At 59.9% G+C, this 13,436-nt stretch carries 12 protein-coding genes and 1 pseudogene; 1 reads left to right on the forward strand and 12 read right to left on the reverse strand.

What is annotated here, in order from left to right; genetic code table 11:
- Positions 1 to 401: 401 nt before the first annotated feature.
- The 5 genes from HZC36_12920 to HZC36_12940 form a co-directional block, all read right to left on the reverse strand.
- Complete coding sequence (locus tag HZC36_12920) at positions 402 to 827, reverse strand: hypothetical protein (GenBank protein ID MBI5707880.1); 426 nt, start codon at positions 825 to 827, stop codon at positions 402 to 404.
- A 52-nt stretch (positions 828 to 879) separates the two neighbouring features.
- Entirely contained in the window at positions 880 to 1,110 is a 231-nt protein-coding gene (locus HZC36_12925) for a hypothetical protein (GenBank protein MBI5707881.1), read from the reverse strand.
- Positions 1,111 to 1,230: 120 nt separating this feature from the next.
- A complete protein-coding gene (locus HZC36_12930) occupies positions 1,231 to 1,395 on the reverse strand; it encodes a type II toxin-antitoxin system HicB family antitoxin (protein ID MBI5707882.1) in 165 nt (54 codons plus the stop codon).
- A gap of 44 nt (positions 1,396 to 1,439) precedes the next feature.
- Positions 1,440 to 1,628, reverse strand: a complete 189-nt coding sequence (locus HZC36_12935; protein ID MBI5707883.1) for a type II toxin-antitoxin system HicA family toxin — start codon at positions 1,626 to 1,628, stop codon at positions 1,440 to 1,442.
- Between the two features lie 26 nt (positions 1,629 to 1,654).
- Positions 1,655 to 2,731, reverse strand: a complete 1,077-nt coding sequence (locus tag HZC36_12940; GenBank protein MBI5707884.1) for an aminotransferase class I/II-fold pyridoxal phosphate-dependent enzyme — start codon at positions 2,729 to 2,731, stop codon at positions 1,655 to 1,657.
- Between the two features lie 57 nt (positions 2,732 to 2,788).
- Here HZC36_12940 and HZC36_12945 point away from each other — a divergent pair, with 57 nt between their 5' ends.
- A complete protein-coding gene (locus HZC36_12945; protein ID MBI5707885.1) occupies positions 2,789 to 4,531 on the forward strand; it encodes a tetratricopeptide repeat protein in 1,743 nt (580 codons plus the stop codon).
- Positions 4,532 to 4,618: 87 nt separating this feature from the next.
- Here the strand turns inward: HZC36_12945 and HZC36_12950 are convergent, their stop codons facing one another.
- From HZC36_12950 to HZC36_12980, 7 genes and pseudogenes are all read right to left on the reverse strand, one after another.
- Positions 4,619 to 6,100, reverse strand: coding sequence for a hypothetical protein (locus HZC36_12950; GenBank protein ID MBI5707886.1), 1,482 nt, complete (start codon positions 6,098 to 6,100; stop codon positions 4,619 to 4,621).
- A 603-nt stretch (positions 6,101 to 6,703) separates the two neighbouring features.
- On the reverse strand, positions 6,704 to 8,998 hold the full coding sequence (locus HZC36_12955) for a sodium/proton-translocating pyrophosphatase (GenBank protein MBI5707887.1): 2,295 nt from the start codon (positions 8,996 to 8,998) through the stop codon (positions 6,704 to 6,706).
- A 27-nt stretch (positions 8,999 to 9,025) separates the two neighbouring features.
- A pseudogene (locus HZC36_12960) lies at positions 9,026 to 10,090 on the reverse strand (sodium/proton-translocating pyrophosphatase).
- Between the two features lie 535 nt (positions 10,091 to 10,625).
- Positions 10,626 to 11,420: a PAS domain-containing protein gene (locus tag HZC36_12965; protein MBI5707888.1), complete on the reverse strand. Its 795-nt coding sequence runs from the start codon at positions 11,418 to 11,420 to the stop codon at positions 10,626 to 10,628.
- A gap of 81 nt (positions 11,421 to 11,501) precedes the next feature.
- A complete protein-coding gene (locus tag HZC36_12970) occupies positions 11,502 to 12,701 on the reverse strand; it encodes a CofH family radical SAM protein (GenBank protein MBI5707889.1) in 1,200 nt (399 codons plus the stop codon).
- 24 nt (positions 12,702 to 12,725) lie between these two features.
- Positions 12,726 to 13,175 (reverse strand): PIN domain-containing protein, encoded by a 450-nt coding sequence (locus HZC36_12975; GenBank protein ID MBI5707890.1) that lies wholly within the window; start codon positions 13,173 to 13,175, stop codon positions 12,726 to 12,728.
- Entirely contained in the window at positions 13,175 to 13,423 is a 249-nt protein-coding gene (locus tag HZC36_12980; protein MBI5707891.1) for a hypothetical protein, read from the reverse strand. Before HZC36_12980 ends, HZC36_12975 begins: the two co-directional genes overlap by 1 nt.
- Positions 13,424 to 13,436: the final 13 nt, after the last annotated feature.

The raw sequence follows: 13,436 nt of genomic DNA on the forward strand, positions 1-13,436 counted from the left end.
GTCCAAGGGATCTATGGGCCGGGTGATGAGCCCATCCGGGACAGATTCCCATGCCATCGCGACCGCCTCCTCCGTGCCGTCGCACAGAACCACGATGTCGGACCGCGAATATTGCTCCCGCGCCTCAGAAACGAGGTCGGCCCTGTCGAGGAGGGTGATCGTTGGGTCTTGCAGCCCTCTCGCATCTTGGGAAGAGGCCCACAAGCTCGCATGGGCTGAAACGACCCATTTCAGCGCCTCGAAGGCCCCGGCCAAGAGACGGCGCTCGATGGCATCTTGAATGCAGATGACAATGGACCGAGCCGGATCGTCCGAATTAGTGCAGAGGTGTGACCGACTGCTGGGCGGGAGAGGAGCGTCGCTGATTGACTTTTGGGGGCCTGTGCGCATGGGGCAAATGCCTAGCGGGATTGACCTGTTGACTTTGGGATATCAGCGCAAGGAAGTTCCAGCGGATCGAGAGGTTTCATGCCCCGCAGCAGGAAGTAGTTGGGAAAAAGTACTGCTACACCCAAGAAGCAATAGAGCACCACGAATACAGTTGCCGACCGGTCGACCGCTTGTTTGTGTTCCCAGAGGTCAAGAGCTTCTCGGAACGCGCTGATCGACATACCGATAGTGATCATCACACAGACGATTTGGAATGCCCTGTCGCCGAAGTGTCGGCGGAAGACTTTCAACGGAGGTTCACGCAAGGCTGCTTGTTGAGTGAAGACGAGAGCGAACAGCAACATGATGGCGCTCGTCGCCCCAGCCAGCGCAGCCACAGTCAGGGCGAGAACTTGCGCCACTGAGATTGCGATAACAAAGCGCGAAGCGGGCCTCACGCTGCCCTCGTCTCCTGCCGTTCGTATTGCCGTCTCGCTTGGAGGCATCATCCTACACCTCTTCTTTCACGTAGCCTGCCTTCGAATCCTCCTGCACCACAGAGACCTTCTCCTCAAACTCGTCCGGCGTTAGGAGAACCACCTTGCCATCTTGCCAGACGGCGAGTTTGGTACCAGTCTTTCGTGTGTCCTCTGCAGCCCGTTTTGCCGCGCGAACCAGCGCTGCTGCAACTTCGTCCGCCTCCTCGTCGGAAAGGCCGCAATACTCCAATGGGCGCCCCATAACGACTATCGATCTCACGCTCTGTTTCGACTCAGCGTCGGCACCCATGGCTTCTTGGCGGCTCTGCTTGGACAATGCTCGGTTGGCCCAATGACGCGGAGTTTAGCGCACTATTGAGAGTTATACTGCGATCCTCAGAGCTTGGGCGCGAGGTGGCGGCACTTGCCAACCATTGGCGACTGCTGTCTCTATCCAAAGCGTAATCGCCTCCCGGATTCGCACTTCGGCCTCCTCAACTGTAGGCGCATCGCTGAAACAGCCCGGAAGGTCGGGTACGGAAGCCATCCAGCCTGAATCGTCCGGTTCGATTATAACAACATACTTTTCCTTCACTTTAGTCCTGCCTGTTTGAGGAGCTTGCTCAGCATTCCCTTCCCAACTTGCTCGCTGCCTTGGTGGCCCGAAAGGACGATAATGCCGTGCTTCTTGCCGTGGACGAAGATTCGATGGCTGCCCGACTGACGGTCAAGCTTCCAGCCATCCTTCACAAGGCGGTCTTCGAGCTCGCGCCAAGTCACAAGACTATTCTACAGCAGATTCTGGTCTACACCCCCACAGGCACCAGACCCGACTCCTTGATCCGCCGCACCGCTTCGGCGAAGCGCTCGCCGTCTTTGTCGCCGAGGAGCGTTAGCGACATGCGGATGTAGCCCTCGCCTTCGCTGCCGTAGCCCGTGCCTGGGATCGCCACGATGTGCGCTCGCTTGAGGAGCTCGGCGGCGAACTCGGCCGAAGTCATGTCATCGCGGGGAATCCGCGCCCAGACGTAGAACGTCGCCTTGGGCTTCGTGACCTTCCAGCCCAGCGCGTTCAGGCCGTCGCAAAGCAGGTCGCGTCGGCGCTCGAAGATGCGCAGCGTCTCGTCGATCTTCAAGTTGTTCAGACCGTAGGCGCCCGCTTCGGCGATCGCCGGAAACGCCTTGCTGTCCAGGTTCGATTTCAGCGCGGAAAGGTTCGCGATGGCGTCCTTATTGCCGAGCGCGAAGCCGAGGCGCCAGCCGGTCATGTTGAAGGTCTTGCTCAGCGAATGGAACTCGATGGACACGTCTTTCGCGCCGGGCACTTGCAGCACCGTCGGGCAGCGGTAGCCGTCGTAGGTCACCGCGGCATAGGCCATGTCGTTGACCAGCAGGATGTCGTGCTCGCGGCAGAAGCGCACGCAGTCCTCATAAAAGCTCAGCGGGGCGGTGGCGCCGGTGGGGTTGTGCGGGTAGCAGACGTAGAAGAGCTTCGCCTTTCGCGCCACGTCCGTCGGGATGTCCTCGAGCACCGGCAGGAAGCCGTTCTCGGCGCGGAGCGGGGTCTCGTGGACCTCGCCGCCTGCCATGAGCGTGTTCACCTTGTAGACGGTGTAGCCGGGGTTGGGGACGATGCTCAGGTCGCCGGGCTCGATGTAGGTCCATGCCAGATGCGCTAGACCCTCCTTGCTTCCGATGAGCTGCAAGATCTCGGTCTTAGCGTCCACATCGACGCCGAATTCGCGTTTGTACCAGCCCGCCGCCGCTTCGAGAAAGCTGTTCCAGCCTCGCGGGGTTTCGTCGTAGCGGTGGGTTTTGGGGTCGCGGGCGGAGCGGTTGAGCGCCTCATCGGGAGGATGGCTGACAGCAGGACCTTTGGCCAGTGACGCTCAGAGGTCTGCGTATATCCTCTCAGCGGCCCGTGTTGGCCTGGAGAAAGCATGAATTGGCGTCGTATCGCGGCCATCGCCGCACCCCTGTGCGTTTGCCAAACGTTGGCAATATCACCCAGGCTCGCACCGTCCGTTGATCCGGACGCGCCAGCAGGGTATCTGAGACTACTGCGCGAAGCGCGATCGCTCTCTTCAGGCAAGCAGTTCCAGGAAGCGGAAAAACTCTTGGAAACGGCGGTCGCCATCAATCCTGTGAATGGCGAAGCGTGGGTGCTGTTGGGCCGGAACCGCTACGACCTCAAGCAATGGGAGCGTTCCATTGCCGCATACAGGCAAGCGATTGACTTGGGGCAAGGGTATGCCTGGTCGTCGGCCTATGACATCTGTTGCTGCTACGCGCTATGGGGCAAGAAGGGCGAGGCGCTCAAGTGGCTGGATAAGGCAATGCGATTGGGTTGGAGAGACCTTTCTCACCTATCCTCCGACACCGACCTTGCCTCGCTGCGAAAGGAGCCGAGCTTCATCGCGTGGGCCGCAGCAAAGGACGTTTCGAAAATGTCGCGTGACGAGGCGTTTCGATACGATCTATGGCTTCTCGATCGCGAACTTCGGCGGAAACACTACTCTCCCTATCGGCTTCACTTGTCTGCCGAGTTTGAGGCTTACGTCAAACGGCTGCACGCCGACATCCCAAAGCTGAACCGCGACCAGATTCTGGCCTCGTTTATGAAGCTTGCCGCGATGTGCGGCGACGGGCATACGAACGCACGGCCTCCCCACGACCAGCTTTCGATGACCCCGTTGCAGTTCTACTGGTTTGAGGACGGCATGGTGGTGACGGCAGCGGGGAAGGGTCTCGCAGAGTTTGCCGGTGCCAAGCTCGTCACCGTTGCAGGAAAGGACTGGAAGACCGTCGTTGAGCGGTCCGAACCCTACATCAGCCGTGATAATGCCATGGGCGTCCGATCGATGCTCCCGCGTCTTCTCTCGTATCCGGGATTTCTACACGGAATTGGGGTTACGCCTTCCGCCGATCAAGTGGAATATGGGCTTGAGCTGAAAGATGGCAGCCGCAAGACGGCCGTTGTAAAGGCCGAACCCATGCCATCCATGAAGGAGTGGACGATGGCTCGCTCCGAATCCTCGAACCCCGAGCCGCTCACGATGAAGAACCGCTCGAAACCGTTTTGGTTCGAGTATCTGCCTGAGAGAAAACTGGTGTTCTTTCAATACAACGCCGTGCGAAACAGTTCTGGAGAAACGACCCAGCAGTTCGGCAGGCGGTTGGAGGCTTTCGTGGCTGAGCATGAGGTCGAGACCTTGGTCATCGACATCCGCTGGAACGGTGGCGGCAACACCTTTCTGAACATTCCACTGGAAGCATCGATTCTCCGAATGGCCAAAATCAACAAGCCGGGGCACCTCTTTGTGATCACTGGCCGTGAGACCTTCTCAGCGTGCCAGAACTTCGCGACAGATCTCGACATGCGCACAGACGCGATCTTCGTTGGCGAACCGACGGGCTCCAAACCCAACTTCATCGGCGAAACGGTGATGTTGACTCTGCCTTACTCGAGGATGGCTGTGAGCATCAGCGATCTGTACTGGGGCCGCGGCTGGCCGATGGACTACCGAATCTGGATCGCTCCGGAGCTGTATGCGCCGCCAACGTTCGCGCTGTTCAAGGACAACCGTGATCCTGCCATGGAGGCTGTGCTGGCCTATCTGGATGCCCAACGGGAATCGGGAACGTTGCCATCAAGGCCGCTTGAGCCCGCCACGGCTCGATAAACGCGCTTTCTTTGCAGGCCAGCCGTGGCGCTCAGGAGGATTGCCGTCAAAGGGTGGCCTTTCGTCCATAGACCTTGGGAAGATGGGTCACCTTCGGCTTGCCCAACGTCGCAGAAGAGCAGCCTCCGCTTCGCCCTTATTGGGTTGAAACTCGACGTGCCCGTCCACGAACGCCACCACCCGGCCACCGGTGACGGCAACGTAGCCCAGCTCGGTCTTTGCAGGGTCTTGGACGTCGGTCAGCAGTCCGCCGCCAAAGGTGTAGTTGAAGCCCTCATAGACGCTGCGGTTCTTCAGGTAGGGGTCAATGCAATCCTGCCAGTTCTCGTCGTTGGGGACGGCTCGGTCGTCATAGTCGGTGGCGTACATGATCATGCCGAGCGCTACCTGCTTGGCGCGGTCCATGGCGTCGGCACGTTCCACCTTCTCGTACTCCGCGCCGTCAATGTCGATCAGCTCGCGCATCATGGCCATGCCGCGAGTGATGTAGACCACGGCGTCTTGGTTGGGGCTGATGGCGGCGTATTCGGCTTCCCTCGTCACCAGAAGCGCAGGGGTCTTGCCTTTGGTGTCCTTGGTAATTGGTCCTAGCTTGGCGGGTACCAGTACGGCTTCGCGTTGCTGCCCCGGGTCTGCGCGGCCAAACGATGGTCTAAAGCACAGGTCCTTGGTCAATTGCCCTGGCTCAAGGTCTCTATCGAAATCCACGAACGCTTCGCGTTTCAGCCGGCCGTTCAAAAGGTCTCCCGGGTTTGGATAGGGAGAAATGACCCCGGTCATAACTTCAAGGACGCTGTACTCAGTGGTTCGCTTGCCTAGTGCGTCCTTGACCGCCCGGGCCAGCACCAGACTTGCCCCATTTGGGGACCATCCGATCGCGATTCGGTCTTTGGGAGGAACAATTGGAACAAGCGGTTTGCCTGGCTGGTAAAGGCGATAGACTTCCGTGGCGTCCGCTCCCGTACCGTCCATCCCCATCAAGAGCGCATATGCTTGCGCGGGAGATACCCAGAAGTTCATCGATCCTTCGCCATCCGCAGAAGCCAACACCCGCTTCGTGCTAGTCTTGGCATCGAGCTCCAAGATGGATTGCCTCGGGCGAAATGTCCTCGTACCGGGAACTTGCACCGTCTCTACGATGGAAACCAGCGCCACTGTAGTGCCTGGAACCCACCTGAGTAAGAAGACACGCGTCGGCCGCGGATCAAACCGGAGCACTTCCGTCATCCGATCCAGGCTCCGATTCCAGAAGAGCAGGGCGCCTATGGAAGGCGAAGGCGGGTTGGGATGGCCCTCGGCGATACCCCGCAGCATCTCGTTTTTCGTGGTGCGTGATTCGTGACGTTCCAAGAGCAGATAGTTGCCATCACTCGACCACTGCGCTTGAACCACAGTCGGCGCGCAGACGAACTTCACAGAACCAAAGAAGCCATAGGCTTTGCTTCCTGCCACGATGAACTTCGATGGAGCGTAGCCGTACTCTTGAGCGGCCTTGGCAATGCCGATGGTCGCCACGAGGAGGGCAAGGGAAGCAAGGGCGAGACTGCGGAAGCGGGTTCGCTGCCTCATACCGGCATTATACGACTCTGCGATGTCAGGTGGGCCAGCTCATTCGTCACAGCACACGTTCAGGACTTCGACATTGCGGCCGGCTCACCTTGAGTAACCAAGGCGAGACGCCTGGGCTACAACGGCATGTGCAACCCCCTCACCCGGTTCGCTCCGCTCACCGTCCTCTCCCCGCCCGGGCGAGGTGGAGGTTGCCGGCTCTGTCGGAGTCTCGCCCTCCACCCTTCCACCCCTCCACCCTTCCACACTCTCCACACTTTCCGCTCCGCTAACCGTCCTCTCCCCGTCGGGGCGAGGTGGAGGTTGCCGGCTCGGTCGGAGTCTCGCCCTCCACCCTTCCACCCCTCCACCCTTCCACACTTCCACACTCTCCACACTCTCCGCTCCGCTCACCGTCCTCCCCCCGTCGGGGCGAGGTGGAGGTTGCCGGCTCGGTCGGAGTCTCGCCCTCCGCCCTTCCACCCGTCCACCCTTCCACACTCTCCGCTCCGCTCACCGTCCTCCCCCCGTCGGGGCGAGGTGGGGACACATTGTGCGAGGTGGCCTTATAGCAGAAGAGCCCAGGCGAGACGCCTGGGCTCTTCTGGACTTGCCTGACTCAGTCTATGCTTCGTTTTCGGTCTCAGGCTCTTCTTCGACCGTCAGCCTCTTCCTAGGCTTTGGAGCCTCGATGGCAGAGGGGGCGGCGTCCGTTCCAGCAACCGAGCTGAGCGCGGTGCTCATCGACGATCGCTTCGACCACCAGATCGAGAACGAGAGCGCGGCCAAGCAGATCACAAGAGCGATGGTCAGCACCGTGTTGCTCATCGGCTGGATCAGCTTCGGAGCAAGCAGCAGCGAGACCAGGTTCATGACCTTGATCAGCGGGTTCAGCGCGGGACCGGCGGTGTCCTTGAACGGATCGCCGACGGTGTCGCAGACGACACCGGCTTTGTGGGCTTCCGAGCCCTTACCGCCGTACATGCCGTCCTCGATCAGCTTCTTGGCGTTGTCCCAAATGCCGCCCGAGTTCGCGAGCAGCACGGCCATGAGCTGGCCGCTGAGGATCGCGCCGGCGAGGAATCCGCCCAGGGCCTGGGCGCCCGCCAGATTGTAGGCGACGCCGTTGATCATCACAGGCTCTTTGCCGATCGAGAATCCGAAGGCGACCGCAAGTGGCAGCGCGATGGCCAGGATTCCCGGGCCGAGAAGCTCCTTCTGGGCCGCTTCGGTCACGATGGCCACACACTTGCCGTAGTCCGGCTTACTCGTGCCCTTCATGATTCCGGGGTCGGCCTTGAACTGACGTCGAACCTCATTGATCAGGTCGAACGAAGCGCGTCCGACAGCGTTAATGGCAAAGGCGCTGAACAGGAACGGGGCCGCGCCACCGATGAGGAGGCCGAGGAAGATCTCTGGGACTTCCAGCCTTAGTCCGGTCGTGGTGAGCTGAGCCGATTCGATGTACGAGTGGAACAGCGCGACGGCCGCGACGACCGCTGTGGCGATCGCAAAGCCTTTCGTAAGAGCCTTCGTTGTGTTGCCGGCCGCATCGAGCCGCTGAACGGCTTTCGCGCCAACAGGGTTGTCGTGGCCGGCTCCCGACATCTCGAACACGCCCTGGGCGTTGTCCGAGATCGGTCCGAAGGTGTCCATCGCCAGGATGTAGCCGGTTGTGGTCAAGAGTCCAAGACCGACCAGCGCGATGCCGTAGAAGCTCAGAATCGGGCTTCCAAAGACCGCGGGACTGAAGATATAAAGGGGCACCAGCAGCGCGATGACGATCGCAAACACGCTGAACACGCTGGATTCGGCCGCAAGGGCGAATCCCTGGATGATCATCGGCGCTGGACCGGCTGACGACACGCCGGCGACTTCTTTCACCGGTCTGCCGTGCAGTGACACGTAGTAGTCGGTCAATCGCTCGATGGCGAACGCCATGAAGATGCCGAAGATGATCGCGATGACGAACAGCCACCAGCCGACGGGCACGTGCTGCTCGATGCCCAAGCTCACCGAGGCTTGCGGGGGCATGGGGGCGTTTATGTCGGTGGCCTGCTTCGCGGCCATCTCCTTCACTTCCGAGACCGGCCTCTTGTAGAAGCTGGGCAGGCCCTGAGCCATGAGCTTTCGCTCCGGCGCCGAGACGTTTCCGGAGACGATCGCCGCCACGTCGCCATTGGCGTTGGCATAGAGCGTGACGGGCTCGCTGCCAAGCTCTTTGACCTCTACGCCTCCGACAGACTTGACGCGCTTCATCTGCTCGTCGTAGTCCTTCTGGCTGATCGGGCCAATCCAAATCTCGTCCTCCCTGGCGGGCTGGGCCGGCTGGTTGGGCTGAGACACTGGAGTGGTCTTGTAGTGGATGTTGAACGTCTTGAGCTGATTCTCCGGATTGCCGAAGAACTCGCCGACGGAGATGAACTCCGGCTCAGTTGCGGGCTGGGTTGGATCAGCCGGCTTGCGCATCGCGTAACCGAGTACCGGGTTATTCTTGTCGGTGAAGTCGATCTTGGTGTAGCCGTCAAGTTTGACCGGCTGCTGAGCGTTGTCGGGAAGAGGCTGCAGGGCCGCGCGAAGCAGGGAGATCGCCTCGGTTTCCTGCATGCCAAAGGCCTTTGAGAAGTACCGCTTGTCCTTCTTGACGTCGTCGTCGGCGATCGCGCTGGAGGCCTTTCCGGTCTCTCTGGCAATCATCGCCTTGACGTCGTTGAGGAGCGCCTCGTCGCGCTTGTTCATCTCGGTCTGAACGTCTTCGACCTTGACTTCCCAAGGCTCGACCTTCTTATGCTGTTCGTCAGAGGCCTTCGCCGCAAGCTCTGTTTGGACCTTGCGCATGTTGTCGAAGTTCTCTTTGCGAATCTGCTCGAGCGAGACCACTTTGGTGGTCTGGATGGGGTTGTTCATGCCGCCCATCATCACGAAGGCGAGCACGGCGGTCCCGATGGCCGCGAAGACGGCGGACCAGGCAAACCCTCTTCGAATCGGGGTGAGCGCATCGGTATCCACGTCGTCGCTGCCCTTGACCATCAAGATGCCGATAATCGACGCGAGAATGCCCACGCCACGAGCCATAAGCGCAAAGATGACCAGTCGCATCCAGGTGGCCTGGTCGAAGATCACCGCCGTGGCAGCGCCCAGCACGATGGCCGCGACGAGGGTCACTTCATAGGATTCAAAAACGTCTGCCGCCATACCGGCGCAGTCGCCGACGTTGTCGCCGACGTTGTCGGCGATGGTCGCGGCGTTGCGCGGGTCGTCTTCAGGGATGCCGGCCTCAACCTTGCCCACAAGGTCCGCTCCGACGTCGGCCGCCTTCGTATAGATGCCGCCGCCAACACGCATAAAGAGCGCAGCGAGCGAGCCTCCAAATCCGAAGCCGACCAGTAGCTGCATCGCGCCGTTGCCTGCGATCAAGAAGATCGCGGTCGCGCCGATCAGGCCCATGCCTACCGTAAGGAGTCCGGCCACAGCGCCCGCGCGGAACGCCACTTCAAGCGAGCGTCGCGGGCTGGTGAGTGCCGCCGCCGCCGAGCGCATATTCGCGGCAACGGCCATGATCATGCCTGCGAATCCAGCGATGTAGGAGGCCGCAACGCCGCCAACAAAACAGATTGCCAACGAGATCGCCGTCTGAGCGCCCTTGTTCCAGAAGAACATGGCGAGCAGGATCGAAAGCACGATGATGAAGGGCACCATCGTCTTGATTTGGCGTCTCAGATAGGCGAGGGCGCCATCGCGAATCGCCGCGCCCACTTCCTGCATCTTCTCATTGCCAGTGCTTTGGGAAAGCACCCACTTGCCGATCATCCATGCGGCGATGAGCGAGATGAATCCAAAGGCAAGTGAAATCCCAAGGTACACATAGTCGCCCTTGGAGAACTTGAGCTGGACGTCCTCGCCGCCCGAGCCAAAGGCTAAGCCCGGCAGCGCCGAGCACAGGGCGGTAAGTAATAGGAGGATCAAGGCGCGGCTTCGCGCTCGCGCCGAGTGGAGGGTCGTTTGAAACATCGCTTGCACCAACCTTAGCTGTGTTCCCACGCTTCCATGCGCCATTCCGGCATTTGGCCGTGATGTCTTAAGACACCGTAGGATACCTGAACCGGAGTCGCTCTAGGTTCCCAGGCGCTAGGGGACGAGCGGAGGAAGAGATGAAGAGATCAGGGGAAGAGGGGATGAAGGGACAGGGGCCTTCACCTGCTCAGGGCAGGCATTTCCACAGTGGAGAGATGGTGCTGCCCCTTTCTGCTGATCCGGAGGAGGAAGAGGTTTGGGTTGGAGGCCCCGGGGGACGTCGGTTGCTGGATTTCGCAACCTGGAGCTGCTAGGGATGTCTCGCAAAGCCGTCATGGCGCGATGGACCCCAAAGGGCTAACCCCTCCCTCGTTCTCGTTCGCAAATGAGTACGGGGCCGGAAAGAAGACAACAGCAACTACAGGGTGTCCTTGACTCCAATCCAGGGCCGCTCCTTCACCCGCTGCGATAGTGCTCAGCCGAACCGAGCACCACGTGAAGGCTCAAATGTGAACCCACCCGCAACAAAAAACTACACCAGCATCGCTTGGGGCCACGTGCAGGCCGACTTTGTGGGCCATTTTCCGGACTCGACCAGGTCGGTGATGTTCGTGGTCACGACCGTGTAGCTCTCCACGCTTCCGTCGGCGGCGTAGTGGGTGCGCACGGCGTCCAGCTCCCAACGATAGCCGCCTTCAGGTTCTCGGAACCGATATTGGAAGCTGCTAAACTCGCGCCCCGCCTTCGCGTGGCTCTCCATTCCGGCGATCACGATTGGCAAATCCTCTGGATGCATCAGATCCAACACTTGGATCTTCCCAGACGTGAAATCCTCATCACTCCAGCCCTTGGCGCCGGCGGAGCCGAAGGCGAAGAGGATCCGGAACGGAGGCTGTCCCTCAACCCTGTAGACGGCCATCGGCATCGTCTCCATCAGGTTCGAAAGGTAGCTGACCTTCACCTGCTGGCTCGCACCAAACTCATTCCGCTTGCTGGAGTCGCTGCTGCGAAGCGCGAGGCCCACGCCCGCCTTTGCCTGCTCGAATAGGCGTTCATATCGGTGCCTCTCAGCAGCCTCGTAAAGCACCAGAGCCTTCAAGTCTTCGAAGGCGATTTCCTGCCCCATCGGCTCGCCGGCCAAGGCGCGCAAAGAGCCTTCCCTTATGGAGGGGTGGAACACCTGGTCGAGATTCCTCCAATGCTCGGCGACGCCGGCGGCAGTCATTCCCAAAGTCGAGGCGATCTCCTCATCGCTCTTGCCAAGAGCGCCCATTGAGAGGACCTTCGCCATTCCGGGACCAATCTGGTTTTGAAAGAGCACGCTCATCGCTTTACATATTCTACGAGCGATAGCGAGCAATCGAACCGCAGTTTTTGCGACACTTCGACTTTCGTTAGCCGATTAGGCTCACCCAATCAGTTCGTAACGAGTGTTTCGACGTCTTGGCTCGAATCCGGCGCCACGAATGAGTTTTTCGAACTCTCTGGCGGTGATGATGAACTTATTTCCCTTGGCCGAAACCACGTTTTCTTCGATCATGATGGATCCGAAGTCGTTTGCTCCGTAGCGGAGCCCTATCTGAGCGACCTTTGGCCCTTGGGTCAGAATCGAAAGCTGGATATTGACAAAGTTATCCAGAAAGATACGCGATACCGCTAAGGTGCGAAGGTAATCCCAGGATGAGGCCTTTTGGGAGATGGGTAGTTGCGTGTCTTCGGGTTGGAAGCTCCAAGTCACGAACGCCCGAAATGGGGCACATTCGTCTTGAAGGTCCCGTATCCTGGTGAGGTGCTCGACCCGATCTTGAAGCGTTTCCACGTGCCCAAACATCATGCTTGCCGTGCTCTTGAGGCCAAGGGAAGTCGCGGTACGCATGCACTCCAGCCACTCGTCGGTCGTGTCCTTATAAGGCGCGATGATCTTCCGCACACGGTCTACTAGGATCTCGCCGCCGGCGCCAGGTATGGAGTGAAGCCCTGCAGCCTTCAAGCGAGTAAGGCAGTCTTTCAGGGTGAGCTTTGAAATGTGAGAGATGTAGATGGCTTCTGCGGGAGAGAGCGCATGGAGGATGACCTCGGGGTAAGCCGCCTTGATCTTGCGAAAAATGTCTTCGTACCAGTCAATCTTGAGCTTGGGGTTCAGTCCGCCCTGGAAGAGGATTTCGACGGACTCGGCCGGGGATGAGGACGGCAAAGGTGGTGAGGATGGTGAGAGTTGTGAGGGTTGTGAGATAGGCTCGGATCCACTCTCACCACTCTCACGCATTTCCCTAGCCGTTTCCACCGTGTGCCTGACCTTGTCAAGGATCTCGTCCTCGGTGAGCGTGTAGCCTTCCGCGTGATTGGGGACTCTATAGAACGCGCAGAACTTGCAGCGCACCCAACACACGTTGGTGTAGTTCAGGATTCGGCCGACGACATAGGTCACGACCGGATCGGGAGCTAGCTGTTGGCGGCGCAGGGTGGCCAGGGCAGAGAGGGACAGCGGATCGGCGTTTTCTAGAAGAAAGAGGGCATCTTCTGGAGAAATCCTGCCGCCGCCCTGAACGATCCCGCCGATAGCATCGAGCCGCTGGGAGTCCGTCTTACCTGACAAAACTGTCGTCATTAACAGACTATTCTACCGACGGCCTCACGATGGTGTTTCACGCGCACACGGATTGGTGATCCGGATGAACCCCGTGAACCGTGAAAAGTCCCTGTCTGCCGAGTAGATTTCGTCCACGCCGTGGCAAAGGCATAGCGCCACGATGCGCGCATCGTGCACCTTTCCGCCCCGAACGTCGCCTCCCCACAAGACCTTCTGGAGGACCGGGAAGTAGTTGCCCGTCTCCGACAGGAGGACGGTCTGGGGGCACCTTAGCAGCTCCAGGATGGCGCCGATGGCCACGCTTGGCTCCGTCGGGTCTGCAAATAGGCGCGGGTTCGTCATGATCGAGTAGAACTCATGGAGCACTTGGTAGGGAAGCGCCCAAGGCTCGCCTCCTTCGAGGACCCGTCTGAGCGTGCTCAGCGCTTCGGTGTGGAACGGCATGTCGCCGCGGTGGGCGTATACGAGAATGTTCGTGTCAAGAGCGATCACTACTCGCGGTCTCCGTAGCAGAGCGCCCGAATCTGCTCCCAGTTGGAGAAGTCCACACCGGGCTGAATTCCCGGCTTACCCTTGAAGGTGAAGGCGCCAGGATTGAACTTGAACGCCCCCTTGTGCGAAGGTGAGATTTCGGCGGCAAGGGCCCGCGTAATAAGTTGAGCCAGCGTCACGCCTTCGTCGAGCGCCTTCTTCTTGGCCGCCCGAAACAGGAGGTCGGGAATTTGTATGGTCGTCTTCATGCCGTACAGCCAT

The organism is Armatimonadota bacterium (genome assembly GCA_016223145.1).
Taxonomy (GTDB): domain Bacteria; phylum Armatimonadota; class Fimbriimonadia; order Fimbriimonadales; family Fimbriimonadaceae; genus Nitrosymbiomonas.